The sequence below is a fragment of the Thiocystis minor genome (assembly GCF_016653465.1).
GTDB classification, from domain to species: domain Bacteria; phylum Pseudomonadota; class Gammaproteobacteria; order Chromatiales; family Chromatiaceae; genus Chromatium; species Chromatium minus.
Map to the genome: position 1 here is coordinate 1 of NZ_NHSQ01000198.1, position 26,060 is coordinate 26,060.

General features: G+C 61.6%; 23 protein-coding genes and 1 tRNA gene. 10 read left to right on the plus strand and 14 right to left on the minus strand.

The window, feature by feature from the left end; genetic code table 11:
- Positions 1-757: 757 nt before the first annotated feature.
- Positions 758-847 (minus strand) — tRNA-Ser (locus CCR95_RS24800).
- A 220-nt stretch (positions 848-1,067) separates the two neighbouring features.
- Between CCR95_RS24800 and CCR95_RS24805 the strand changes: the two genes are divergently transcribed.
- Positions 1,068-1,877 carry a class I SAM-dependent methyltransferase gene (locus tag CCR95_RS24805; protein ID WP_201099392.1) on the plus strand — a complete coding sequence of 270 codons (810 nt, stop codon included), beginning with the start codon at positions 1,068-1,070 and terminating at the stop codon, positions 1,875-1,877.
- 7 nt (positions 1,878-1,884) lie between these two features.
- On the opposite strand, the gene malQ is transcribed toward CCR95_RS24805, so the two are convergent.
- Positions 1,885-3,396, minus strand: coding sequence for a 4-alpha-glucanotransferase (gene malQ / locus CCR95_RS24810; RefSeq protein WP_201099393.1), 1,512 nt, complete (start codon positions 3,394-3,396; stop codon positions 1,885-1,887).
- Positions 3,397-3,639: 243 nt separating this feature from the next.
- On the opposite strand from malQ, the gene CCR95_RS24815 reads away from it, so the two are divergent.
- Complete coding sequence (locus CCR95_RS24815) at positions 3,640-3,792, plus strand: hypothetical protein (protein ID WP_201099394.1); 153 nt, start codon at positions 3,640-3,642, stop codon at positions 3,790-3,792.
- Between the two features lie 15 nt (positions 3,793-3,807).
- Positions 3,808-4,749, plus strand: coding sequence for a metallophosphoesterase (locus CCR95_RS24820; protein WP_201099395.1), 942 nt, complete (start codon positions 3,808-3,810; stop codon positions 4,747-4,749).
- 86 nt (positions 4,750-4,835) lie between these two features.
- Here CCR95_RS24820 and CCR95_RS24825 read toward each other — a convergent pair whose 3' ends face one another.
- Both CCR95_RS24825 and pdxH read right to left on the minus strand, forming a co-directional pair.
- Complete coding sequence (locus CCR95_RS24825; RefSeq protein WP_242523488.1) at positions 4,836-5,312, minus strand: CDP-archaeol synthase; 477 nt, start codon at positions 5,310-5,312, stop codon at positions 4,836-4,838.
- Between the two features lie 28 nt (positions 5,313-5,340).
- Complete coding sequence (gene pdxH / locus CCR95_RS24830) at positions 5,341-5,988, minus strand: pyridoxamine 5'-phosphate oxidase (RefSeq protein ID WP_201099399.1); 648 nt, start codon at positions 5,986-5,988, stop codon at positions 5,341-5,343.
- Between the two features lie 342 nt (positions 5,989-6,330).
- Between pdxH and aceA the strand changes: the two genes are divergently transcribed.
- From aceA to CCR95_RS24845, 3 genes are all read left to right on the plus strand, one after another.
- Positions 6,331-7,638 (plus strand): isocitrate lyase, encoded by a 1,308-nt coding sequence (gene aceA / locus CCR95_RS24835; protein WP_201099402.1) that lies wholly within the window; start codon positions 6,331-6,333, stop codon positions 7,636-7,638.
- Positions 7,639-7,843: 205 nt separating this feature from the next.
- Entirely contained in the window at positions 7,844-9,595 is a 1,752-nt protein-coding gene (gene aceK, locus CCR95_RS24840) for a bifunctional isocitrate dehydrogenase kinase/phosphatase (RefSeq protein WP_201099404.1), read from the plus strand.
- 191 nt (positions 9,596-9,786) lie between these two features.
- Complete coding sequence (locus CCR95_RS24845; RefSeq protein ID WP_201099406.1) at positions 9,787-10,830, plus strand: thioredoxin family protein; 1,044 nt, start codon at positions 9,787-9,789, stop codon at positions 10,828-10,830.
- A gap of 130 nt (positions 10,831-10,960) precedes the next feature.
- Here CCR95_RS24845 and queF read toward each other — a convergent pair whose 3' ends face one another.
- The gene (gene queF / locus CCR95_RS24850; RefSeq protein WP_201099408.1) at positions 10,961-11,350 is read right to left on the minus strand and encodes a preQ(1) synthase; all 390 of its coding nucleotides are present in this window, start codon (positions 11,348-11,350) and stop codon (positions 10,961-10,963) included.
- Positions 11,351-11,597: 247 nt separating this feature from the next.
- Here queF and CCR95_RS24855 point away from each other — a divergent pair, with 247 nt between their 5' ends.
- Entirely contained in the window at positions 11,598-12,134 is a 537-nt protein-coding gene (locus CCR95_RS24855; protein ID WP_201099410.1) for a ferritin, read from the plus strand.
- 191 nt (positions 12,135-12,325) lie between these two features.
- Here the strand turns inward: CCR95_RS24855 and thiO are convergent, their stop codons facing one another.
- Both thiO and ispH read right to left on the minus strand, forming a co-directional pair.
- The gene (gene thiO / locus CCR95_RS24860; RefSeq protein WP_201099413.1) at positions 12,326-13,414 is read right to left on the minus strand and encodes a glycine oxidase ThiO; all 1,089 of its coding nucleotides are present in this window, start codon (positions 13,412-13,414) and stop codon (positions 12,326-12,328) included.
- A 61-nt stretch (positions 13,415-13,475) separates the two neighbouring features.
- Positions 13,476-14,429 (minus strand): 4-hydroxy-3-methylbut-2-enyl diphosphate reductase, encoded by a 954-nt coding sequence (gene ispH / locus CCR95_RS24865; RefSeq protein WP_201099415.1) that lies wholly within the window; start codon positions 14,427-14,429, stop codon positions 13,476-13,478.
- A gap of 461 nt (positions 14,430-14,890) precedes the next feature.
- Here ispH and rimO point away from each other — a divergent pair, with 461 nt between their 5' ends.
- Positions 14,891-16,231, plus strand: a complete 1,341-nt coding sequence (gene rimO, locus CCR95_RS24870) for a 30S ribosomal protein S12 methylthiotransferase RimO (protein WP_201099417.1) — start codon at positions 14,891-14,893, stop codon at positions 16,229-16,231.
- Positions 16,232-16,256: 25 nt separating this feature from the next.
- Here rimO and CCR95_RS24875 read toward each other — a convergent pair whose 3' ends face one another.
- Positions 16,257-16,457, minus strand: a complete 201-nt coding sequence (locus tag CCR95_RS24875) for a YgaP family membrane protein (RefSeq protein WP_201099418.1) — start codon at positions 16,455-16,457, stop codon at positions 16,257-16,259.
- A 171-nt stretch (positions 16,458-16,628) separates the two neighbouring features.
- On the opposite strand from CCR95_RS24875, the gene CCR95_RS25750 reads away from it, so the two are divergent.
- Both CCR95_RS25750 and CCR95_RS25755 read left to right on the plus strand, forming a co-directional pair.
- Positions 16,629-17,408: a hypothetical protein gene (locus CCR95_RS25750; RefSeq protein ID WP_242523489.1), complete on the plus strand. Its 780-nt coding sequence runs from the start codon at positions 16,629-16,631 to the stop codon at positions 17,406-17,408.
- Between the two features lie 97 nt (positions 17,409-17,505).
- Positions 17,506-18,240, plus strand: coding sequence for a P-loop nucleotide/nucleoside kinase family protein (locus tag CCR95_RS25755; RefSeq protein WP_242523490.1), 735 nt, complete (start codon positions 17,506-17,508; stop codon positions 18,238-18,240).
- Positions 18,241-18,272: 32 nt separating this feature from the next.
- Here CCR95_RS25755 and CCR95_RS24885 read toward each other — a convergent pair whose 3' ends face one another.
- From CCR95_RS24885 to CCR95_RS24910, 6 genes are all read right to left on the minus strand, one after another.
- On the minus strand, positions 18,273-19,643 hold the full coding sequence (locus tag CCR95_RS24885; RefSeq protein ID WP_201099419.1) for a dihydrolipoyl dehydrogenase: 1,371 nt from the start codon (positions 19,641-19,643) through the stop codon (positions 18,273-18,275).
- Positions 19,644-19,824: 181 nt separating this feature from the next.
- Complete coding sequence (locus tag CCR95_RS24890; protein WP_201099420.1) at positions 19,825-21,285, minus strand: DUF294 nucleotidyltransferase-like domain-containing protein; 1,461 nt, start codon at positions 21,283-21,285, stop codon at positions 19,825-19,827.
- A 92-nt stretch (positions 21,286-21,377) separates the two neighbouring features.
- Positions 21,378-21,752 carry a response regulator transcription factor gene (locus CCR95_RS24895; RefSeq protein WP_201099421.1) on the minus strand — a complete coding sequence of 125 codons (375 nt, stop codon included), beginning with the start codon at positions 21,750-21,752 and terminating at the stop codon, positions 21,378-21,380.
- Between the two features lie 5 nt (positions 21,753-21,757).
- Positions 21,758-24,508: a sensor histidine kinase gene (locus CCR95_RS24900; protein ID WP_201099422.1), complete on the minus strand. Its 2,751-nt coding sequence runs from the start codon at positions 24,506-24,508 to the stop codon at positions 21,758-21,760.
- 10 nt (positions 24,509-24,518) lie between these two features.
- Positions 24,519-24,719 (minus strand): hypothetical protein, encoded by a 201-nt coding sequence (locus tag CCR95_RS24905; protein ID WP_201099423.1) that lies wholly within the window; start codon positions 24,717-24,719, stop codon positions 24,519-24,521.
- 845 nt (positions 24,720-25,564) lie between these two features.
- Positions 25,565-25,915 (minus strand): DUF5368 family protein, encoded by a 351-nt coding sequence (locus tag CCR95_RS24910; protein WP_201099425.1) that lies wholly within the window; start codon positions 25,913-25,915, stop codon positions 25,565-25,567.
- Positions 25,916-26,060 lie beyond the last annotated feature (145 nt).

Here is a 26,060-nt window from a genome sequence, read left to right on the forward strand (position 1 = left end):
CGGACGAGACCGCTGAAGATCACGGGCAATCGCACTGATGCTCTCCCCGTCAACCAAATGACGCCGTCTGATATCGGCAATGAATTCCATCCTGATCACCCCAGGTTGCTCCGGCCAAAAGGCCGGTCGGTTGCACCACTCCGGGGTGGAAAAAATTCAATGTTGATTTCCCCGGATCCCTGGGAAGTTTTCCATGTTGATTAACATGGCATAAGCCCCTTTTTGAGGTTTCGGTAGAATGTCGAACGATGAATGTTGAGCTTCCGACAGAGTTGCCCAAAAGTGTACGCTGTTTGATTGTGGGGCTGCATCAGCAGACCTCCGTTAGTAGAGGTCTCAACCAGATGCCAGTCACGGCAGAAACCGCTGGTAGCGGTGTGTCGCTTGCTAGACGACGGCGGGTTGAATCATTCCCAAGTGCGAACTCCCTGGCTAATCAAGCCAGATCATGGTTCCATCTGCGAGTAGCGTAGGACGTGGAGGGCGTAGCCTGTCTCTCGGCGGTCAAGATTGCCGGAAATCCTGCGGTTATATGCGCTTTGTGTTGCAGGCCAACAAAGCGGGTTTAACGATACGCTTTGATTTTTGGATGTCAACTAGGCGAGGAAGAATTTTTCAGGTGCCCTGTTCCCAGGAAACAGCATTTCGACAGTGAAATCGTGTCGCAACGTGTCGCTGCCAATCGCACCAGAGATGGCGGGTAGGTTGGCGGGTAGGAAATAAAAACGCGCTCTAAGGCTCTTCATTACTGCATGGTTGGCGGAGAGAGAGGGATTCGAACCCTCGATAGGGATTAACCTATACACACTTTCCAGGCGTGCTCCTTAAGCCTCTCGGACACCTCTCCGGGGTGTGATCACAGACTTTTGTACTAAACGGATGCCGTTGCGGCCGATGCAACATGGGGGCGGTCCGATCCATCTTCCCTGTCGTCTGCAAGCCGACTAAGATACATCAACAGCCGGACGCTTTCAAATGAAGCTTCGTCCAATGACCGGGCCGGCGGCAGATCGCCGTTGATCGAGCAGGACGGGACACACTCCTGATCTCGGTTCGAGTTGCGAATCATGCCTACCGCCGCCAGTCGACCCGATCGCCATCGCCTCTATGAGCTTGCGGTCCAGAATCCGTCCGCGGAGGTGGACTTTGTGGACCGGACCTATCGGATGATCCGCTGCCGTGGCGCTCGGATTCTGAGGGAGGACTTTTGCGGTACGGCCGCCATCTGTTGCGAATGGGTGCGCCGTCGCAAGACCAATCATGCCTTCGGCGTGGATCTGGATCCCGAGGTGCTCGACTGGGGCCTGCGCCATAATCTCCGAACGTTGGCGGAACACCAACGCTCCCGGGTCGCCTTGCTCCAACAAGATGTCCTCGCGGCCCAGACACGCCAGCCGGATATCGTGCTGGCGATGAACTTCAGCTATTGGCTGTTACGCGAGCGCGCCGCTCTGCTCCACTATTTTCGGCAGGTCCGGGCGACCCTGAAGGACAGCGGCGTGTTCTTTCTGGACGCCTATGGCGGCTACGATTCCTATCGTCTCCTGGTTGAGGAGCGCCGAATCCATGACCCCCTGGGCGGTGACTTTACTTATGTCTGGGAGCAGGCGGCTTATGAACCGGTGACCGGACGGCTCGTGTGTCATATCCATTTCCGCTTCGACGACGGCTCCGGACTGGAACGTGCGTTCAGCTACGACTGGCGTCTCTGGACCCTGCCCGAGGTCCGCGAACTGCTCGACGAGGCCGGATTTTCCAGGATCCTCGTCCATTGGCAGGGCTGGGACGCCGACGGCAATCCGGACGGGGTCTTCGTGCCCGTCGAGGCCGGCGAGCCGGATGCCGGATGGATCGCCTATCTGACGGCGGAGAAATAGCGAGCCTTCACTCCACCGGATAGGGTAGCCGTCCATAGAGTCGGGTCAGTTCGCGCAAACGCGCGGCGCTGGCCTCGCTGACCATCTCCTCGCGATAACGCCACACCCAGTTCCCGTCGGCCGTGCCGGGGCGATTCATGCACGCCTCGGCACCAAGTCCGAGAACATCCTGCATGGGGAACAAGGCCAGCGCCGCCACGGAGGAGAGCGCGGCGCGGATGAAGTCCCAATGGAGTTCCTCGCCGTTGCTATTGAGATAGACGCAGGCATGGTGCCGGATGGTGGCGTCCTTGGTCGCCCACCAGCCAAGCAGGCTGTTGTTGTCGTGGGTGCCAGTGTAGACGGCCAGCCGCCGGCGATGATTGTGCGGCAGAAAGGCGGAGCGCCCGAAGCCACCCTCGGTACCCTCGAAACCGAATTGCAGAACCGCCATGCCGGGCAGTTTCAAATCGTCCCGCAGTGCCTCGACATCCTCGGTGATGACTCCAAGATCCTCAGCAATCAGCGGCAGGTCGTCGCCGAGCGCTGCGCGGAGCGCATCGAACAGCGCCATTCCCGGGCCCGGCACCCAACGGCCGCTGATCGCAGTTTCCTCCGCGGCGGGAATCTCCCAGTAGGCTGCGAAGCCGCGAAAGTGGTCGATCCGCACCAGATCGACCAGTTCGAGCACCCGGCGCAATCGCTCGACCCAGAAGCTGTAGCCGTCCGCCGCCAGCGTTTCCCAACGGTAGAGCGGATTGCCCCAGCGCTGCCCAGTGCTGCTGAAATAATCCGGCGGCACGCCCGCGATCACGGTTGGATGACCGTGGTCATCCAGTTCGAACCATTCCGGATGGGTCCAGACTTCGCTTGAATCGTGGGCGACAAAAATGGGCATGTCGCCGATCAGATGAACGCCGCGCGCCCTGGCATAAGCCCGCAATTCGCCCCACTGGCGGAAAAAGACGTACTGAATAAAGCGCTGGAGTTCGAGTTCGCCCTGGTTGGCCTTGGACCAATCGGCTAACGCCTTGGGATCGCGCAAGGCGAACTCGGGCGCCCAGTCGGTCCAGGGGCGAAGATCGTGGTGGACCTTCAAGGCATGATAGAGCGCGAAATCTTCGAGCCAGATCCGATGGGTCTCGCAAAAATAGGCGAAGTCGTCACGATCCGCCGCGGTCGCGTTCGCCTTGAAACCATTCATCGCCCGCTGAATCAGGTCATGCTTCCAAACATGGACGGCGCCAAAGTCCACTTGATCCCGCGTGAATTCAGGCGGATCGAGATCGCTGTCCTGGATCCAGCCCGCCTGCCGCAGCAGGTCAGGGCTGATGAGGAGCGGATTCCCCGCATACGCCGAGGTACACTGATAGGGCGAATCCTGATAGCCGGTCGGTCCCAATGGCAGCATCTGCCAAAGACCTTGCCCCGCTCCTGCGAGAAAATCGATGAAACGGTGCGCGGTCGGCCCGAGATCGCCAATCCCGTAGGGGCCGGGTAGCGAGGTCGGATGAAGCAAAATGCCGCTGGTGCGGTGCATGAAAGAAGATCTCCTGACTGGCTCGGATCGAAACCCCGGAAGTCTACCCAAAGCGCGACCGAAAAGCCTTCCCGGAAATGAAATTATGCTGCAGCCGGCCTGCCAGACATCGCGGGCGCACGCGACCGCGTCGCTGGTTTCTGGGGCTTGTCCGAGCGGACCCTCGCGACGTGGCATCTTGTGATCTGCCTTATGATTCGCAATATTCATTCGCACGCATTTCAACCACCGCGAGGTACGCACATGGATGCCGGATCCGGCAAGGCGATCGAGCTGATCGTGATCATTGCGATTGTTTTAGGGTTTTATGTTCAGCAGCGCGCCGCCCTCGACCGCCTGAAAAAAGTGCGCGAGGAGCAGGAGACGTCGGCAAGCGACGACACTACGGCCTCCTAGGGGCGACGACGTCCCATGGAGTTCCACGACATCGAAGCATTAACCACCCGTATTGGGCGTACTCATCTGCGACAGCGGCTAGGATTGGAAGGCGATCACGAGGTCTTCGTCCTTACTCGTCCTGGAGCGCATTTCTTCTACCCGGAAAACTGGTATTCGGTGCATGGCTTCATTCGCCACTGCTTGCGCTTGAGCGGACTCTACGAGCGCGCCCAGCGCAATGCCCGCGCGATCCGGCTCCGGCACAACCGGGTGGTGCTGCCTGGCCTGCCTGATGCCTTCAAGGGTTTCCAGATCCTGCATCTGAGCGATCTGCATCTGGACATGGATCCCCGCAACGCCGACGCCATCCGCGAAAGCGTCCGGGATTTGGACTATGACATCTGCGTGCTGACCGGGGACTATCGCGCCAAAACCTTCGGTCCCTTCGCGGTTGTCTTGAGTGCGATGGCGGTCTTGCGACGCAACCTCAAGGCGCCCATCTACGCCATCCTGGGCAATCACGACACGCTCAGGCTGGTTCCCGGACTGGAGGCAATGGGCATTCGCGTCCTCCTGAACGAAACCGTCCTCATCGAGCGGGACGGTCAGGCCCTCTATCTGGCCGGCATCGACGACGCCCACTACTATCGGGTTCACAACATCGACAAGGCCGCCGCCAGGATTCCCGAGGGCGCGGTCTCGATCCTCCTGTCCCACACCCCCGAGATCTATCGGCACGCGGCCCACAGCGGTTTCGACCTCGTCCTCTGCGGCCATACCCACGGCGGCCAGATCTGCCTGCCGGGCGGCTTTCCGCTGACCTGGGACGCCCGATGTCCGCGCCGACTGGCCGCCGGTCCCTGGCGCCATGGCAACCTCATCGGCTATACCTCGGTTGGCGCCGGCACCTCGGTGGTCAATGCTCGGCTCAATTGCCCACCCGAAATCACTCTGCATGAGTTGCAGCCGGGCTAATGCCCCTTCCTCTCGGGGAGCGCGAATGCATTCGATACTCGATTTCCGACCACAAGCAGCCGGTTTTTCCCGCGAGGTTGACAGCCTCAATGCAAATCGCGCCCGGCACGCCGCAAGCGGCGCGCAACCGGTGTCAGCAATTGATCGATCATCCAAAAACCGCTCACCACCAACGCCAGGTCGAGCGTTGTCAGACTCAGCGGCGTCTGCAACGCCAGGGCGGGAATCAAGGATTCCGGAACCTGATCCAGCACCGGAACTGACGCGCCCGAGCGAAAACCAAAACGCCGCTTGAAGAAACTGGTGGCCGAATCGCCCAGCATCGCCCCCAAGACAGCCACTAGCCCAAGCTCCCAGGACAAACCGAGAAACACTGCCACGAATGGCGTCGTCAGCACGCTGGAGAACCATCCCCGCCAAGTCTTGGAGGCACCGAGCCAGGGGCGTCCATCATAAAAGACAGCTCCACCATCGACCGGCGATGCCCAGCGATCGCCAAGCAATAGACGCACCGCCACCGGGACGCCGTTTGCCCAGCTCACCAACAGCAGCGCGTCAAGCATGGCAATGCTCATGACGTTTAAACTGTTGTCACGGCGCGAGGCGGTCGATCCGCCAATCCGTGGATCCCTCACGCCGCCGATAGCAAAACCGGTCATGCAGCCGGCTCTCGCGCCCCTGCCAGAACTCGATCGTCTCAGGCACGACCCGATACCCGCCCCAGAAATCCGGCAGCGGCACCTCGCCCCTGGCGAATTTATGCGCGATCTCAGCTACTTTGGCTTCCAGCAGCGAGCGTGAACCGATCACCTCGCTCTGGGGCGATGACCAGGCGCCGATCTGACTCCCGCGCGGACGGGAGACGAAATACTTCAGCGATTCGGCGGTCGGGATGCGCTCCGCGCGTCCAGTGATCTGCACCTGCCGGGCCAGCGCCACCCAGGGAAATAACAGCGCCACCCGCGGATTGTGGTCGATCTCGCGCGCCTTGCGACTCCCGTAGTTGGTGAAGAAGACGAACCCCTGCTCGTCATAGAGTTTCAGCAGAACGGTGCGCACGGAAGGCTGACCTTGCGGATCGACCGTGCAAAGGCTCATGGCGTTGGGCTCCGGGAGATCGGTGCCGATGGCCGTCTCGAACCACTGCTGGAACTGTCGGATCGGATCTGGATCGAGTTCGGCGCGCGCGAGGCCGCGCTCCATCAGTTCTTGGCGAAGCACTTCTGGATTGGCGTTCATTGATAATTGTCAATCTCAATAAAAAAGATTTGGATAATTGATTCGTCAAATGATCCTGATCTGGTTAGCTTCACAGGTCAAGACCGAGTAAGACAGTCAAATATCCGCGACGGCTCAACGCTCAAGTTCAGAGATCGGGACATCCTCGTTGTCGTTGTCGTTGTCGTTGTCGTTGTCGTGATCGCGGTCTCGGCATGGCGAATATTCGACAACGACTAACGACAACGACCTGAGACGGTCTTGGGACTTTCGCGCAGTTGCATGAGTCTCATCGCCTGAGGTCCGGAATGATCGAAACGGGTGTCGAGCGGTCCAAGAATAAAACCACTGAGGAAGCAACCCATGAATCGTCAGAAACAGATCGAGGCCCTCGAACGTGACTGGGCGGAAAACCCGCGCTGGACCGATGTGACCCGCGACTATTCGGCGGCGGACGTGGTGCGTCTGCGCGGTTCGGTCCAGCCCGAATACACTTATGCCAAGCTCGGCGCGGAGAAGCTCTGGACGCTGATCCATGGCGGCGCGAGCAAAGGCTATGTCAACTGCATGGGCGCCATCACCGGCGGCCAGGCGATGCAGCAGGCCAAAGCAGGCATCGAGGCGATCTATCTCTCCGGCTGGCAGGTCGCCGCCGACGGCAATACCTCCGAGACCATGTATCCGGATCAGTCGCTCTATGCCTACGATTCGGTGCCCACCATGGTGCGGCGCATCAATAACACCTTCAAGCGCGCCGACGAGATTCAGTGGTCCAAGGGGATCGAGCCCGGCGACACGGGCTACACCGATTTCTTTCTGCCCATCGTCGCGGATGCCGAGGCCGGTTTCGGCGGTGTGCTGAACGCCTTCGAGCTGATGAAGAACATGATCGCCGCCGGCGCGGCTGGCGTCCACTATGAGGACCAACTCGCGGCGGTCAAAAAATGCGGCCACATGGGCGGCAAGGTGCTGGTGCCGACGCGCGAGGCGGTGCAGAAACTGACCGCCGCGCGGTTCGCCGCCGATGTCATGGGCGTGCCGACCTTGCTCCTGGCCCGCACCGATGCCGAGGCGGCCAACCTGCTGACCAGCGACGTCGACGACAACGACCGTCCCTTCGTGACTGGCGAGCGCACCGACGATGGGTTCTACCGGGTCAGACAGGGTCTGGAACAGGCGATCAGTCGCGGCCTGGCCTATGCCCCCTATGCCGATCTGATCTGGTGCGAGACCGGCACCCCGGATCTCGGTTTCGCGCGCGAGTTCGCGCGGGCGGTGCTGGAACAGAATCCCAACAAGCTGCTCGCCTACAACTGCTCGCCGTCGTTCAATTGGAAGAAAAATCTCGACGACGCCACCATCGCGCGCTTCCAGGACGAACTGGCGGACATGGGCTACAAGTACCAGTTCATCACCCTGGCCGGCATCCATAGCATGTGGTTCAACATGTACGATCTGGCCTATGACTACGCCCGTGGCGAAGGTATGCGCCACTATGTCGAGAAGGTCCAGGGGCCGGAATTCGCCGCCCGCGAGAAGGGGTACACCTTCGTCTCGCATCAGCAGGAGGTGGGCGCCGGCTACTTCGACGACGTCACCACCGTGATTCAGGGCGGCACGTCAACCGTCACTGCGCTGACTGGCTCCACCGAGGAAGATCAGTTCGATTGATCGCTCGGACCCAAACGCCGCCCTCCTGGAGCGCCGGCTTCCTGGGAGCGCCGGCTTGTAGGCGGCCCTGGTGTAGGCGGTCTCTGACCGCCAGATTCGTCCGATCGGAGACCGGACACCCCAGGTGCCTGCTACAAGCCGGCGCTCCCTGCCCGGCGCGACCAAGATGGGCATTCCGCCAACTAACAACCAAATAACCGAAATCATGGCCTGGACCGAAGCAAAACTCATCGCCGAGGCCATCCTCGAAGGTTTCGAGCGCCACTATCGGCTGTTCCGCGAGATCACGGCGCATGCCCAGACGCGCTTCGAGTCCGCCGACTGGCCGGCGGTCCAGGTCGCCGCCCGCGAGCGCATCAGCTTCTACGACAGGCGCGTCGGCGAGACCGTGGACCTGCTGCGGCGCGAATTCCATCTGCGCGACCCCAGCGATTTCCTCTGGCGACGGATCAAGGTCGAATATCTGCGGCTCTTGCCCCAGCTCAACCAGCCGGAACTGGCCGAGACCTTTTACAACTCGGTCTTCTGCCGACTCTTCGACCGCCACTATTACAACAACAGCTATATCTTCGTCTGGCCGCTGATCTCCACCGAGCATCTGGAGGCGGAGATTCCCATCTTCCGCCCCTATTATCCGGCGCGCGATGGATTCGTCAGGGTGATCGTCAACATCCTGCGCGACGCCGGTTTCCGCCGTCCCTTCCGCGATCGTCGCCGCGATCTCCGTTGTCTGCTGCTCGCCATCCGCCAGCGCTTCCCGGCCAACCGGGCGATCCAGCAGAATTTCCAACTCGCCATGCTCTGCGCGCCCTTCTACCGCAACAAGGCCGCCTATCTCATCGGCAAGGCGATCAACGGCGCGGATCAGATCCCCTTTGCGATCGCCATTCTGAACGACGAAGCGCGGGGGCTCTATGTCGATACCCTGCTGACCGGCGAGGACGAAATCTCCGATATCTTCAGTTTTTCGCGCGCCTATTTCATGATGGACACCGAGGTGCCCGCCGCCGTGGTCGATTTTTTGCGTCCGCTGATGCCGCGCAAGGGCAAGGCGGAACTCTATACCGCCATCGGTCTCCAGAAATTCGGCAAGGCCGAGTTCTATCGCGATTTTCTCAAGCACCTGCGCTACTCGTCCGACGAGTTCGTGGTCGCGCCCGGCATTCGCGGCATGGTGATGTGCGTCTTCACGTTGCCGTCGTTTCCGTTCGTGTTCAAGGTCATCAAGGACCGCTTCCCGCCGCCCAAGGAAATGACCCGCGAGACGGTCAAGGAAAAATACCTGATGGTGAAGCTGCACGACCGGGTCGGACGCATGGCCGATTCCTGGGAGTACTCGCATGTTGCCTTTCCGCTAGAACGCTTCTCTTCGGCGCTGCGCGAGATGCTGGAGACCGAATGCCCCGACAGCCTGGATGTGAACGGCGATCAGTTGATCATCAAACATCTGTATATCGAGCGGCGCATGACACCCTTGAATCTCTATCTGCACACGGCAGACGAGGAAGAGATCCGCCACGCCATCGGCGAATATGGCGACGCCATCCGGCAGCTTGCGGCCGCCAACATCTTTCCCGGCGACTTTCTGTTCAAGAATTTTGGCGTGACCCGTCAGGATCGGGTTGTTTTCTATGACTACGACGAAATCTGCTACCTGACCGACTGCAATTTCCGCGCGATTCCCGAAGCGCCTTATCCGGAAATGGAACTGTCCGAGGAGGTCTGGTATTCGGTCGGTCCCAACGATATCTTTCCCGAGGAATTCGAGACCTTTTTGCTCACCGATCCCCGAATCCGTCGGGTGTTTCGCGAACTGCACAGCGATCTGCTTGACCCGTCCTGGTGGCGCGAGCGTCAGGCGCATATCCACGCCGGGTATCTGGAGGACGTTTTCCCTTATCCGTCGGATCGTCGGTTCCGCTTGGTCAGGGACGATTGTCCGTTACACCGCGTCTGAGGTGACACGCGCTGTTTGTGCGTCGATTCGGACGCGCGGGCCTCCACCGGAGCTGGCGCTCACGCGGTTTGCACTTTCAACTTGTTAATCATTTAAACCGCGTCTCACCGATTGTCGTTGATGACCGCAAGTCTGAGTCCACGCGAAACAGGGCAGATCGCGCTGGGCGCGGTTTAAGAGGGGAATTGACCATGTATCGGCTACTCATCGCCTTGACACTCTGTACCGTCGCCACGTTGGCCGCCGCGACGGACAGCGGTTCCACGCAACCGCTGCCTGCAATCCAGAACTCCGGCGATCCGGAAAAGCCAGGTTGGTTCAAGGAATCCTTTCTGGATATCCGCGAGGACGTGGCCGAGGCGACCGCGTCGGATCAACGCGTCATCCTTTATTTTTACCAAGACGGTTGCCCCTACTGCACCAAACTGCTGCGGGACAACCTGGGCGACCGCACGATCGGCACGCTGGCCCGCGAGCGTTTCGAGGTCATCGCCATCAACATTTGGGGCGACCGCGAGGTGACCGGATTCAGCGGCGAGTCGACCACCGAAAAACAGTTCGCCGCCGATCTCAAGGTGCAGTTCACGCCAACGATGCTGCTGCTGGACGAGGCGGGCGCGGTGGCGATGCGGATCAATGGGTATTTCCCGCCCCATCGGTTTGGCGCGGCACTGGCCTATGTATCCGAACGCCGCGAACGGACGGGCCAATCCTTCCCGGATTTTTATGCCGCGACGAATCCGCGCGAAGCCAAGGGCAAGCTGCCTGAGGAGGGCGGTTTTCTGTCCCGACCAGCGCGTCTCGGCGAGCATCTGGACGCCTCGCAGCGCCCACTGCTGGTGCTGTTCGAGCAACCCATCTGCAAGGACTGCGACGAATTGCACGAAGACATCCTGCGACGCGAAGCGGTGGCCTACTCGCTGAGCGCCTTCGATGCCGTCATCCTGGACGCCTTCTCCAATGAGCCCGTGCAAACGCCGGATGGACGCGAACTCACGACGCGCGCCTGGGCCGCCGAACTCGGCATCGAATATACCCCGAGCCTGGTTTTTTTCGATGCCGACGGGCGCGAAGTCTTCCGCACCGAGGGTTATCTGAAGGCGTTCCATATCCAGGGCGCATTGGATTACGTCTCCACCGGCGCCTACCGCTGGCAACCGAGGTTCCAGCGTTATCTGGCCGCGCGCCGCGATGCCTTGGCCGAACGGGGGCTTCAGGTGGACATCATGGAGTAACCCGCGTCTCGCCGACACCGCCCCGGAACCCGCCTGGAACCGCCGAGTTATCCTCGGCGCTTGCGTAGAGACGAGTGTCATTCGGCAATCGCAGAGTGTTGCGACGCCTCGACAGACGACTCGACCCCGATCAGGGAAGCTGTACCGGAACCGGCGGCTGCCAGCCGGCGGCGCGATGCTCGGCCACCACGGTCGTATAGATTCCGCCGCGGACATTGAAATCGGCGGTCAGACGCATGAAGCGCGGCTCGACCGCCTCGATCAGGTCGGTCAGGATGCGGTTGGTCACCGCCTCATGGAATGCGCCCTCGTCGCGATAGGACCAGACATAGGTCTTGAGCGATTTCAGTTCGACGCAGACCCGGTCGGGGACGTACTCCAGGGTCAATTCCGCGAAATCGGGCTGACCGGTCTTAGGGCACAGGCAGGTGAACTCGGGCACTCGAATGCGGACGGTATAGTCGCGCTCGGTTTGCGGGTTGGGAAAGATTTCGAGCATTTTGCTGGGTGCGCTGGGCATGGTCGGTCTCTGTCAATGACTGACGGGGTTGCGTGTCGCCGTGCGCGGGGTATCGGTGAGGAGCGCAGGCACGGGCACAAGGTTTGCTGGAAGGCACTAATTATACCGAAAGCGACGGCAACTCAGGATCCAATGCCGACCCATGCAGTCCGCTTGAATTTTGCTCGATTGGCGTCAAGATTACTTGCTTTACCGCAACTTCAAACGGTGGGCCGTCTGCTCACTTGACGGCCAGGAGCCTGAATCGATGATTTCCGAAGAGATGGCAACGCGCATCAACGCCCAGATCAACCGCGAGATGTATTCCGCGCACTTCTATCTGGGACTTTCGGCGCAGGCGGAAGGTATGAACCTGAAGGGAGTGGCGGCCTGGTTCTTTGCCAAATACGGCGAGGAACTGACGCACGCGATGAAAATGTATCGCTACCTGATCGACCAGGATGCGCCCGTGCGATTGGGCGAGGTCGCCGCGCCCGCGACGGTGGAGACCGAGGTGCTCAAGATGTTCGAGAGCACGCTCGCGCATGAGCGAGCGGTGACCGCCGCGATCAACGACATCGTCGATTTCGCCCTGTCGCAGAAGGATCATGCGACCCATATCTTTTTCCAGTGGTTCGTCACCGAGCAGATCGAGGAAGAGGCGACGGTCAAGGACATCCTCGGCCGCGTGCGTCTCTTCGGCGATCAGGGACAGTCTCTTTTGATGATCGATAATGAACTGGCGAACATCGCGAAACAGATGGGATCGGCGGCGGGAACCGCGTCGCCCAAGAGCACGGCCTGAGTCGCTGGCATACATCGCGTGAGGTTCGAAATGAGCAAGAAATCCGACAAATGCTGTAAGAAGTACCTTGATCAGAAACGTTGTAAAAAGTGTCCGAAGCGCAAAAGCCAATAGATAATGGCATGCTCGTCGCTCGGTTCAGCCGTTGCTTGCCGACATCGCCGCGTCCGTGACGTTGAGCCGCCGCTCCGTCAGGAGCGCTCGGCATTCATGGCATAGGGCGCGGGGTCGACAATCGGCTCGCGACCCAGCATGAGGTCCGCGACAAGTCGGGCGGAGGCGGGGCCGGCAGCCAAGCCGTTACGGAAGTGGCCGGCATTGAAGAAGAGTCCTTCAATGTCCGGATAGGCGCCGATGTAGGGGATGCCGCTTGGCGATCCGGGGCGCAGGCCCGCCCAGTGATCTTCGATCGGGGTACGCCTGAGGAAAGGGAAGAGTTCGATGGCGGCGCGATAGAGTTCTTCCTTGGCCTCGGCGGTTGTGGTCTTGGCGAATCCGGTGTGTTCCAGGGTGCTCCCGAGCAGCACACGACCGTCCCGGCGCGGAATGATATAGCGCTCATTGAAGAGCGTGATGTGATGAACCAGACCGGGTTTGGCGTAAAAAAGAATCATCTGACCGCGCACCGGTTCGATGTCGGGCGGACTGCCGAGCTGTTCGAGCAGTTTGGCGGTCCAGGCGCCCGCGCAGATGACGATCCGGTCGGCCTTGACGGCGCCCTTGGCTGTGCGGACACCGACGGCGCGACCGCCTTCGACGAGAAGTTCGAGCACCTCCTCCTGTTCGCGCAGTTGGATCCGCTTCTCCAGCGACCGGCGGGCGGCCTTGGCCAGACGGGGGGTGCGAATCTGTGCGATCTCGGGCATGAGGAGCGAGCGGGGAGGGCGCGGTCCCAGCTCGGGTTCGGTCTCCTGGAGCCGTGCATCATCGACCACCTCGATCCGCTGTCCATGCCTCTCCCCCCAAGCCAGCGCCTCTGTCAGCTCTTCTGATTCCAGGATCAGCAGGCCGTTGGCGGTCAGTTCCGGGTCGATGCCGGTTTCGTCACGCAACGCACTGGCCAGCGCGGGATAGGCGCGCTGGCTCCAGGTGGCCAGTGCGGTGACGGAGTCGGGAGAGCGCCAGGGATAGAGCGGCGAGACAATGCCGCCGCCGGCCCACGAGGATTCGCGGCCGGTCTCGCCCATTTCGATCAGGGTGACGGTTGACCCGGCATGAAGGAGTTCACGGGCGGTCAGGAGTCCGATGATGCCGCCGCCGATGACCAGAATGTCGTTCATTGCGTCGATATCTTCCGTCTGCTGGATGTGGATTGGAGTCGATGCGCAAGAGCACTCCGGTCTATTCCAGGACAGCGGAGGTGTCCGCGACGAGTTCGCGCGGAAGCGGAAACACGATTTGCTCGCGGATGCCATCCTGTTCTTCGATGCCGTCGGCGCCCCATGCCTGGAGTTTGGCGATCACCTGCTCCACCAGGATCGCGGGCGCCGAGGCGCCCGCGGTCAGGCCGATGCGCGGAGATTGGGCGAGCCAGTCGCGGCGGATGTCCTCGGGACCGTCAATCAGATAGGCGGTACAGCCCTGTCTCTCGGACAATTCGCGCAGCCGATTGGAGTTGGAGCTGTTGGGCGAGCCCACCACCAGCAGCAGATCGCAGCGGCTGGCAAGCTCGCGCACCGCATCCTGCCGATTCTGGGTGGCATAGCAGATATCGCTCTTTTTCGGTCCCTGGATGGCGGGGAAACGCGCCCGCAGGGCGTCGATGATCGCGCGGCTGTCATCCACCGAGAGAGTTGTCTGAGTGACATAGGCCAGGCATTCGGGATCGGGGATGTCGAGTTCCGCGACATCGGCGGCGGCTTCCACCAGATGAATGGCGCCGCCATTGCCGAAACACTGTCCCAGCGTGCCTTCGACCTCCGGGTGTCCGCGATGTCCGATCAGGATGACCGTGATGCCGTTTTTGCAATACCGCGCGACTTCCAGATGCACCTTGGTGACCAGGGGGCAGGTGGCGTCGAAGACCCGCAGCCCGCGCGCTTCCGCGTCCTGGCGCACCTGTTGCGGGACGCCGTGGGCACTGAAGACGAGGGTGGCGCCATCGGGAACCTGATCCAGATCCTCGATGAAGATAGCGCCGCGTTGTCGCAAATTCTCAACCACGTAGCGATTGTGCACGACTTCATGACGGACATAGATAGGCGCGCCATAAAGTGCGAGGACACGATCGACGATAGCGATCGCACGGTCGACACCGGCGCAGAAACCGCGGGGATTGGCGAGAAGAATCGTCATGGCTGAAGGACGGCGTCGAGGCTCCAGTGATCAAAAAAAGAGTGGTCTTGTCCAGTATTCCCGCTCGTGGCGGCATTGCCCGAAGCCAGCAGGCTCGGTGCGTAGACAGACTATCCTGGCTTGTCCCGTCAGGGCTGGAAAAGCCTGGACGCCATGACGAGGCAGGTTGGTTTCCGACACGCAGGCGCCGCTGGACTAGATCAGCTCCTGGGTCACGAAGAGATAGCCGAGCGAAACCACGACAACCGCGATGGCAAGGTAGGGAAGCAAGATACAGATGCCTGGCAGGTCATTGCAAACAGTACTGTATCTGCAGAGGTTACAGCTTTTCATGCTCTTCCGTCCCGTGTCTCTGGTTGGGTCTCCGTTCCCCTGAAGCGAGGCCGGAGTATTGTTCTGCGATGGATCTCGGATGGCGCCGACTCGGGTATCCTTACAGAATCGCTAGAGCGTATCTATGGATGACTTCGTTGCAAAATTCAAGCACCAATCCCCCGAACATCGGTTTCGTCAGTCTCGGCTGCCCTAAGGCCACCGTCGACTCCGAGCGTATTCTCACCCAGCTGCGCGCCGAGGGCTACGGCATCCAGCCGAGTTATGAAGGTGCCGATCTGGTGATCGTCAACACCTGCGGCTTCATCGATGCCGCGGTGGAAGAATCGCTGGGCGCGATCGGCGAGGCCCTGGCCGAGAATGGTCGGGTCGTGGTGACCGGCTGCCTGGGCGCGCGCGCCGAGCTGGTGCGGGAGACGTATCCTCAGGTGCTGGCCATCACCGGCCCTCATGCGCTGCAAGAGGTCATGTCCGCCGTGCATGCCCAACTGCCGGCGCCCCATGATCCCTTCATCAGTCTCGTGCCGCCACAGGGCGTGAAGCTCACGCCCCGGCATTATGCCTATCTCAAGATCTCCGAGGGCTGCAATCATCGTTGCAGCTTCTGCATCATCCCCAGCCTGCGCGGCGATCTGGTGAGCCGGAGCATTGGCGAGGTGCTCGACGAGGCACACCTCCTGGTCGAGTCCGGGGTGCGCGAACTGCTGGTCATTTCGCAGGACACCAGCGCCTATGGCGTGGATCTGCGTCACCGGACGGAGATCTGGACGGATCGGGCGATCCGGGTGCATCTCACCGAACTGGCGCGGGCCTTGAGCGATCTGCCGGCCTGGATTCGGCTGCACTACGTTTATCCCTATCCGCATGTCGACGAGCTGGTTTCGCTGATGGCCGAGGGCCTGATACTGCCCTATCTGGACATGCCGTTACAGCATGGCAGCGAACGGGTGCTGCGAGCCATGCGCCGCCCCGCGGCGACCGAAAAAGTGCTGAAGCGACTGGAACGCTGGCGCGTGGAGTGTCCGGATCTGGTGCTGCGCAGCACCTTTATCGTCGGTTTTCCCGGCGAGACCGAGGCGGAATTCGAGCAGTTGCTCGAGTTCCTGCGCGAAGCCCGGCTGGACCGAGTCGGTTGTTTTCCCTACTCGCCGGTCGACGGCGCGTCTGCCAATGCACTTCCCGATCCCGTGCCAGAGTCGCTCAAGGAAGAACGGCTGGAGCGTTTGATGGCCGTCCAGGCGGAGATCAGCCGCGAGAAGCTGGCCGCGCGAATCGGTCAGCGGCTCACTGTTCTGGTGGATGAAGTGGCCGCGGACGCCATCATCGCCCGCAGCTATGCCGATGCGCCCGAGATCGATGGCGAGGTGATCATTCCAGGGGACTGGGAGATTGACATCGGCGACTTCATCGAAGTGGAGGTGACGGAGGCGGGCGACCACGATCTCTGGGCGCGGCCGGTGGACGATTGAGTCGCCGGCCGCCAAGGATTGACGCCTAAAACGCCGGCCCGCTTTGCTTGCCCATCTTCTTCAGGATCAGCGCCGCCGGACAGAAGCCGGTGAAGGCGGACTGAAACAGATTGGCGCCGACAAACGCGGTGAACCAGAGCCAATAGGGGCTTACGTAATGCGCGAGGGCCACTGAAACCAGGATAAAGGCGCCGGCAATGGCAAAAACGATTCGTTCAATTGACATGGAACTCTCTAAACTTGAGGCAGGGGGTGGAATGTCTTTGAGATCTTACCCATCCTGATCGCTTCAGTTCAACTGCGCCGGTTCCGTTTCGCACTGTCCTGTCAGCAGGCCGATGTGCGGGCCGTGGCTCCGGCGCTGATCCAGTCCGTCCTAACGGAGAGTTGCAGCCCCATGGAAGCCGAAAATTTCTCTCGCTTGATTTCGGCCCTGATGCGCACGGGTGCGTATCCGCATCCAGCCGATCCTGTCGAGCACATCGAGACCCATATCTCGCATGTGCTGCTGGCCGGCGACTTCGCCTACAAGCTCAAAAAGCCGCTCGATCTCGGCTTTCTCGACTTTTCGACCCTGGAACTTCGCCGTCATTTCTGCGAGGAGGAACTGCGGCTCAACCGGCGGCTGGCGGAGGATCTCTATCTCGAAGTCGTCGCCGTGACCGGGACGCCGACGGCGCCCCGCATCGGCGGCGCGGGTCCGGCGCTCGAATACGCGGTGAAAATGCGCCGTTTCCCCCAGGAGTCGTTACTCGACCGGCAGCCGCTCGCCAGTGACCTCATGACGCGCCTGGCCGAGGAGATCGCGGATTTTCATGCGCGCATTCCGGTGGCGGATCGCCATCTCGATTTCGGCTCTCCGGACGCGGTTCTGATGCCGATGCTTGAAAACCTGACTCAGGTGCGCGCGCGCGGTCATCCCCGACAATCTGGCGCGGCTCGATCGGCTCGAGGCCTGGACACGGGCGCGCTTCCAAGCTCTGATTCCCGTGCTCGAACAACGCCGTCGGCATGGCTATGTGCGCGAGTGCCATGGCGACATGCATCGCGGCAACATCGCGCTGGTCGATGGCGAGATTCGCATCTTCGACGCCATCGAGTTCAATCCCAATCTGCGCTGGATCGATACCGCCAGCGAAGTGGCATTCCTCGTGATGGATCTGGAGCAGGCGGGTGAGGCTGGACTCGCGCGGTTGTTCCTCAATCGCTATCTGGAGTGCAACGGTGATTACGGCGCTTTGGATGTGCTCGATTTCTACAAGGTCTACCGCGCCATGGTCAGGGCAAAAGTCTTGGCCATCCGATTAGATCAGGGTGAACTGGATCCCGCGGCGAGAGCCACTGAGCGTCACCTTTGTGCCGGCTATCTGACGCTGGCCGAATCCTATACGCGGCCGCGCCATCCGCATCTGCTGATCGTCTGTGGGGTCTCCGGTTCAGGCAAGAGTTGTCTTTCATGTCTTCTGCGCGAGGCGCTGCCATTGATCCACCTGCGCTCGGACGTGGAACGCAAGCGTCTCTTCGGCCTGGACGAAAAGGCTCAAACACTGTCAAGCGTCGATTCCGGAATCTATTTCCCAAGCGCCACGAACTGGACCTATGATCGGCTCCATCGACTCGCCGATGGGATACTCGCCAATGGTTATGACGTCCTGGTGGACGCCACCTTCATTGCGCGCGACCGCCGTGAGCGATTCATGCAACTCGCGCGCAAGCATCGGGCGGCATTCGCGATCCTGGCGCTCGATGCCCCGATTGATGTCTTGCGTCAGCGGTTGAGACACCGACTCGCGCTGGGAGAAGATGCCTCCGAGGCCGATCTCGCGGTGCTGGAACGTCAACTCGCGCTCCGACAATGCCTGAGCGAAGTGGAAAAGCCCTACGCGGTGATGGTCGACAGCACGGACACGCCGCCGATCGGCGAGATTCTGGCCAGCGTCGAAGCGGTTCTCGGCCGGATGCCGGACGCCATCTCCAGCGCATCTCGTTCGAGCGAGGTGTTGGTCTAAGAATCTGTTTCGGGTTCCTCCTTGATGGCGGGTCATTCGATCTTCCTCGCCAGCCCGTGCAGACAATCCTGTAGCGCCTCCTCGATGACCGGATGATAGAAGGGCATCTGGAGCATCTCATCGACGGTCAAACGCTGTTGAACACCCCAGGCCAGCAGGTGAGCCAGATGTTCGCAACGCGGACCGATCATGGCGCCGCCCAGAACCACGCCGGTTCGACGGTGCGCGTAGAGATGCAGCAGTCCACGGTTCTGGCCGAGGATGAGGGCACGTCCGACCGGGCCGAAGCGTTGCTGGCCCAGCACGACCTGGCTCTGATCCAGCTCGGACCAGGGGACGCCGACGGAGGCGATGTTCGGATCGCTGAAGACGATGGCCATCGGGGTGCGGCGCGCATAGTGACGGTGCTCCTCGTGGCAGGCGTTGTAGCCGGCGATTCGGCCCTGCTCGGCGGCGATCTGCAAGTTCGCGATTCCGTCGGTGGCATCGCCCGCGATAAAGATGGGGTGCTGCCCGATCTGGAGCGTCCGGGCGTCGAACAGCGGCACGCCGCGGGCGTCGACCGGACAGCCGATGCGGTCCAACCCGAGGTGCGCGAGGTTGGCGCGGCGTCCGATCGCGACCAGCAGCTTCTCGACCACGCGCTCCCGATCGCCGGCGCGGACGCGCACCCCAGCCCCGGCGTCCGCGCGCTCGATGCGCGCCGGCTCGCCGAGCCAGAGGGGAAAATCGCGTTGCAAGATCTCGACGGCGGCCTGGTTGATGACCGGATCCTCCAGTCGGGCCAGGGTGGTCCCCGAGTCGATCCCAACCACCTCCACGCCGAGACGTTGCAGGGCTTGGCCAAGCTCTACGCCGATTGGCCCCAGCCCAATCACCGCGATCGACTTGGGCAGGCGTTCCAACTCGAAGAGATCCTCGGCCGTCAGGATGGCATCGCCGAAGGCGTGCCGCCACTCAGTTGGCACAACGCTCGACGCCCCCGTCGCGATCACGAAGGCGCGGGCGCGGATGGTTCGGTTGCCAACTTCGATGGTGTGCGGATCGATGAAGCGTGCATAACCATCGACGAGTTCCTCCTCCATCTCGTCGGTGGTATTGGCGAGCACCAGATCGACGAAGGTGTCGCGCAGGTCGCGGAGGTGCTCCAGCGCGCTCGTCTCGTCGATCCGCAAGGATTCGCCGCCATCGATGCCGTAGCGCTGGAATTGCTTGCGCATGGCATAGAGTTCGCCCAGGTGGATGGCGACCTTGGACGGCATGCAGCCGACCCGCGCACAGGTTGTTCCCAGGCTACCGCCGTTGATCAACCGATAGCGGTCGGTAACCCGACGGATTTCCTTGATGGCATTCAGCCCGGCATGACCCGCCCCAAGGACGGCGACATCGACTCGATCAGACATAGTGGTTTCTCCTTGGGTCACCCTTCATCGTGGAGTGCCTCTTGATTCACGGAATGATGGGCGCACGGGTTTCGCCTGTCGGGGTTGTACGCCCAAACCTTCGAATATTCCGCCCACTTTCGGTTAAACGATCCTTATCGAGCATTTGATCCGCCGACGATTCCTGCACGGTCCCGTCAAGCTAGATCGCAAGTTCCTGCCTGAGTCGAGACTGGAGCTTCCCTGCTTGCTTGAGCGCTTCCTTGAGCATGAGTCGGTGCAGCGCATTGAGATGGCTTGGGTTGACACGGTTGGCGGCGTCGAGATCCTGGGTCTGAAGCTGTTGATGCATGCGAAAACGCTGGATGAGATGGAAGGCCTCGATGTCCGCCGCCGTGTCCTCGTTCCGACGCCCGCGCGCGGCACTGGTCGCGCGTAACCGCTCGGCGGTATTGGTCGACCACAGACCTTGCTTCAGCGCCCACACGCGAGCCGCATCCATGAAATAGCGCGCGCCCTGGAGCTTGAGGTCGATGGTGTGGGGAAAGTCGCGATTGCGATCGTAGGTGAACTGTCCGGCCCAGCCCAGCGGTGGTGCGACACGGAGCGATAGCTCGGCAAGCGCGTGAAAGAAGCGGGGATGCGTTGGGGCCTCGCCGATCAGCCAGCCACGTAGCGCGTCCGCAGCTTCGCTGCTGCCGTACAGAGGGCGAAAGTCGAAAAAAATCGTGCTGTTTAATAACGCCTGGGGATCCGGAGTTCGCAGCCAAGTGGCGAAACGCTGCCGCCACTCGGCCGCGCTCAGACAACAGTCCGGATTGCCGGCCATGATATCGCCCCGGCAGCGCTCGATTCCGCAATGATGCAGGGCCTGATTCACCGCCTTCGCAAAGGGCAGGAAGGCTTGACGAATGGCCTCCGTGCTTTCCGGCTCGGGCGGAACGAACAGCAGTCCGTTGTCCTGATCCGAGGCGAAGGTCTGTTCCAGTCGCCCTTCGGAGCCGAAGACCAGCCAGCACCAGGGAACGGGGGGCAAATCATATTCGTCCTCGATGATCTCGATGATGCGCATGCCGATCAGGTCATGGAGTCCCGAGATCCATTGACAGAGCGCGTCGACGCCCATCCCGGCGTGAAAAAGCTCGGCGCCGCGCCGGCGCACCCGATCCGCCGCGATGGCCATGCCGCTCAGGTCGCGCGCGGCACCGATGGCGGCGATTAGCGTTTCTGCACCACCCGCCCCCAAACCCAGCAGATCGACCTGGGTGACCAGCCCAAACAGACGCCCATCGGCTTCGGTCAGGACCAGATGACCAACCCCGCGCTTCGCCATGGTCACCTTGGCGCGATGGGCCGGGGTATCGGCGGCCAGGGTGAGCAGACCGCCGAGCATGTGCGCGGCAATCGGATCGTCCAATCCGCCGTTCTCGAAACCGATGGCATGCAGCAGATCCCGCAGCGTCACAAGACCCAGCGGCAGTCCCGTTGCGGAATCGACGATGACCGCGGCGTCCTCGTGCGTCTGGCTGATGCGATAGAGTGTCTCGCGCAGACTGATCGTGGGCACGACGACCAACGGCTGGCGGCGAGCCAGTGCGCGCAATGAGGTGTCATCGAATCCGTTCAAGGTGGCGTGTGGAGCGGTCTCGCTTATGACAGGCATCTGGAAGCGTCACTCATGGGGTTTGCGTGGGCGGGGGCTGGCGGATCCGCCAATGCCCGACGGCGTCCATTCATTGCGGATGCGCCTCCGACTCAGTCGGAGCGATCAAGCAGTTCCCGCGCTTTTTCGATCAGATCGCCCGTTGGAAACGGTTTCGGCAGGTAGGCGTCCGCGCCGAGGGCGAGTCCCTTCTTTTGTTCGGCTTCGCGGCCCTTGGCGGTCAGCATCAGAATCCGTGTACCGTCAAGGAGCGGGTCGGCGCGGATCGCGGCGAGTACTGCGTAACCATCCAGCTTGGGCATCATGACATCGAGCACGATCAGATCCGGTCGATAGGATCGTGCCGCCGCGAGGCCGGTTTCGCCGTCACGGGCCGTGCGCACCTCATGACCCGCGCGCTGCATCAGAAACTCCACCGCGATCACGATATTTGGCTCATCGTCGACGATCAGAACACGTTTGCGCATGGCGATCACTTAGGGGTGATGGGATCCGTGGAATGGGCGGGAAGCTCGAAACAAACGCTTGCCCCTGCCGGGGCGAGGTTTTCAGCCCAGATGCGACCGCCCAGGTTGTGAATAATCTGACGACAGATGTGCAAGCCGAGTCCGGTTCCGGCCGGCTTAGCCCCATCGACTGCGGATTGGTGGAATTTCTCGAACACCAGATCCAGTTCGTCCGCCGGGATTCCCGGACCGTTATCGGCAATGCAGACACGCCAGTTGGTCTCGACCGGAAACAGCTCGACCCGCAAGCGTCCCTGGTTGGCCGGGGCATACTTGACGCCGTTGGACAGGAGATTGACCAACACCTGGATCAGACGATCGCGATCGCCCCAGACGACCGCCGGTTGCGGATGCAGTTCGCGCACGACCGCGATGCCACGCTCCTCGATCAAGTGCCCAGTGGCCGCGAACGCCTGTTCGATGACCTCTTGAAGCTCGACCGCCTCGCTGCGCCAGTCGGCATGGCCGGATTCGAGCTTGGCCAGATCGAGCACCTGATTGACCAGACGCGACAGACGCTCGGTCTCGCTGACCAGGATGCCCAGAAAGTGGCGGCGCTGGTCGAGCTGGAGCCGGGGGTCGTCGAACAGGATCTCGGAGAAGGCGCGGATGGACGCCAGCGGGGTGCGCAGTTCGTGCGTGACCGAGGACACGAAATCGTCCTTGAGCTGGTCCAGTTCCTGAAGACGCGCATTGGCGGCGCGCAGTTCGTTGGTAGCCGCCTCCAGTGCTATGGATTTCTGTTCCAGTTGATGGCTGTAGGCGCGGATCTGCGAGGCTTCATTGAGGATATCGAGCACCTCGTCCAGCCCCAGGCTCTCCTCCTCGGTGACCGATGCCACCATCACCCGTGCCGAGGCGCTGCCAATCGCGCCGGAGAGCAGCGTTTCCGCGAAATGCACGGTTTCGGCGTCGGCCGGGATGTTGACGGGGAGCGCGACGCCGCGCGCGCGGGCATAGCGGGCAAAGGCCGCGCGCGCGCGCGACACGCCAAGGATGCGTTCGGCCAGCTCGATCAGCTCGACGACCTCGGCGCTGCCGCGCCACAGCAAGGCGCCGGTGGGGCGATGCTGACGCAGCGCATCGACGAACACGCGCGCACGGGCAATCTCGATGGCATCCGGGGCGCGCAGCGACGAGACCAGCAGGAAGGCACCGATGTTGGCGGTCAGACTCCAGAACAGTCCGTGGGTGATCTCGTCCCAGCCGGACAGCCCGAACAGCGCGAGCGGTGCGAGGAAATCGAGTCCGTCCGGACCGGATTCCATGAACGCGGGCGGGAGCCAGCCGGAGCGGGCGAACGAGGGGAGCAGCAGGGTGTAGATCCAGACCAGGAAGCCCGCCAGCAGTCCGGCTAGCGCGCCCTCGCGAGTGCCGCCACGCCAGTAGAGACCGCCGATCAGCGCGGGCGCGAACTGGGCGACGGCAACGAAACTGATGAGCCCGATCCCGATCAAGGCATAGGCTTCGCCGGCGAGGCGATAGTAGAGATACCCCAGCAGCAGAATGACGACGATGGCGCCGCGTCGGATGTTGATCAACAGGCCGCTGAGGCTGGCCATAGGCGGACGACGACGCCAGCGTCGCGTCAAGGCGGGCAGAATCAGATCGTTGCTGACCATGGTCGAGAGCGCGATGGTTTCCACGATGACCATGCCCGTCGCCGCCGACAATCCCCCAATAAAGACCAGGAGCGCCAGCCAGGGCTGCGAGAAGGCGATGGGCAGCGTCAGCACGAAGGTATCCGCATCCACCTGGCCGTCCTGAAAGGTGATCAGCCCCGCCATGGCGATCGGGATCACGCACAGGTTGATCAGCAGCAGATAGAGCGGAAACAGCCAGATGGCCCGGCGCAGGTGGCGCTCGTCGCTGATTTCAACCACCGCGACCTGGAACTGACGCGGCAGCACCATCATCGCCAGACCGGCCAGCACGGAGATGGCGATCCAGCGCTGCAAGGAGGCGATGCCGGGCTCGAACAACGGCTTCAACAGGGAGGCCAGATGCGGATTATCCGCCAGGGATGGCAGCGGTGGACCGCCGCCAATGCCCAAAAAACCGAGAATCACGAACAGCCCCACGGCCATGAAGGCAACGAGCTTGACGATGGAGTCGAAGGCGATCGCGGCCACCATCCCCTCGTGGCGCTCGCTCGCGTCCAGGTGTCGGGTGCCGAACAGGATGGTGAACGCCGCGAGCAGGAGCGCGACGACGAAGGCGGTGTCGTGCCACAGCGGCACGGACTGCTGGTCGGGCATGCGCAGGTCGGGGTAGGCATTGAGGATGCTGAAGCTCCAGGCGATCGCCTTGAGCTGTAGCGCGATATAGGGCAAGACCCCGATCACGGCGATCACCGTCACCACGCCGCTCAGGACGTGACTCTTGCCATAGCGGGAGCCGATGAAATCCGCGATCGAGGTGATGCGTTCGGACTTGCTGATCCGGACCATCTTCAAGAGCAGCGAACTCCAGAGCAGGGCGATCAGGGTCGGTCCGAGATAGATGGGCAGGAAACCCAGGCCATCTTCCGCGGCGCGCCCGACGCTGCCATAAAAGGTCCAGGCCGTGCAATAGACGGCCAGCGAGAGCGCGTAGACCGTGGGGTGCGCAATGACGGAGCGACCCTGTTGTGCACGCCCGTCCGCCCAGTAGGCGATCCCGAACAGGAGCCCCAGATACACGAAGGAAACGCCGACGATGAGCGACCCGGAGATCATGCCGCCCCCTTCAATCTCGTGTGCGCGAGAGGATCCAGGCGGCGATGACGATGATTCCCGCCCACGCCCCAAAGAGATAAATCAGGAAGGCTGGAATCCCTCGCCAGTGGCCCAGGTCGGCGAACCGCGAGACCACTGGCGAAAACAGCAGAAGCAAACCGGCCAGAAACAGAACTAGCAAGCGTTGCGAGAGCAGGGTCGCGCGCGGCATGTCGAGCGCTCATGGACTCCGCTGGCTACAGGTCTGGATGATGGCCGTCGACACTGGGCCTGGAAGGCATCTTGGCGGCGGTACGGCCCGGCGGTGGAGAATTCATGGTCACGGCGGAACCATCGCAGACCTGAGACAGGGTCTGTTGCGGCGATTTGGCGGTGGCGCCGCCGGCTGGAGGGGCCGAGACGCAATCCTTCGGCCTTGTCTCATGCGCTTCCCCACTGGGCGTCGTACCTGAGCCTTTCGCGCAGACCGAACCCACGGCGAGGCCAAAAATGAGGGCAGGGGCGAGCGTCCAGACAGGCAGGAATCGTTTTTTCATTTGGTTTTCCAAAGTATGCGACAGGGACGGCGGGATTGATCTGACCAGCAAAGGACCGTGGTCTGGCGATCGTCTCTAGAAATAAAGAAATTTTACAATCAACAATAACGGTATCCCCCCAATAGCGAGGGCACCGATGAATCCTCCGAATGAGTATCCAGCAAACCCTAGCCCAATCAGAATTGGGAGTGAAATAAGGCTAAACACGAAACGATATGCACCGGTATACATTGGCTTGCTCCAGTCCGAAGGATGATTGATCCACGAGGAAGGCACTTCGATCAGTGATATAGAATTTCAGAGCGATAACACGCGGGCAACCCACGGGATCTGACCGAATCTGACAAGGTGGTAAGTCACGACGGCGCGCAGTGCGATGCATGAGGACGAAGCAAGGACCAACAGGGAATTCAAGGGTCGCAGGGGGTGCGAGCCGCCCGTGCGGCTCGGGAGCCGGAGGCGGCATTGAGAAGGCAAACGTCGGCGCTAACGCTCCAGCGGCAAGATTCGACCGCGAAGGTCAGCCCTTGCTCGGCAGCAGCGACTGAGCCACATACGCCAGAATCATCAGACACACCGCGCCCGCGCCCCCCGCCAGCATCAGCACGATGAGATCGATCGGTCCGCCAAGATCGGAAAACCCTGAACTCGTCGCGTATTGCAGAGACAGAATGGCGGCGAGTGCACCAATTGACGCCCAGAGTTTGACCCGCCAAGGGGCGTGCCTTTCCTGTTTTCGGTTCCGCATCAGGAGGGCAATGAACGCGATCAGGATCAACGAGGACGCCCCGATCAGGCTCCAGAACACGGGGGCTCCGACGATTTCCAGGAGGACCGCGAACAACTGTTCCAGGGTGAGTGATGTCATCATATTCGCCTGCTCTTAGACCCATCCCATTACACACAACTTTCCGTGTCCGGCATCTCCCTGGCCTATTTGATCCCGGCGGCGAAGTCCATGATGCGCTGCATGCCCAGCCAGATCGTCTTCAAACCGGGCTCGCCATCGCCCTTGC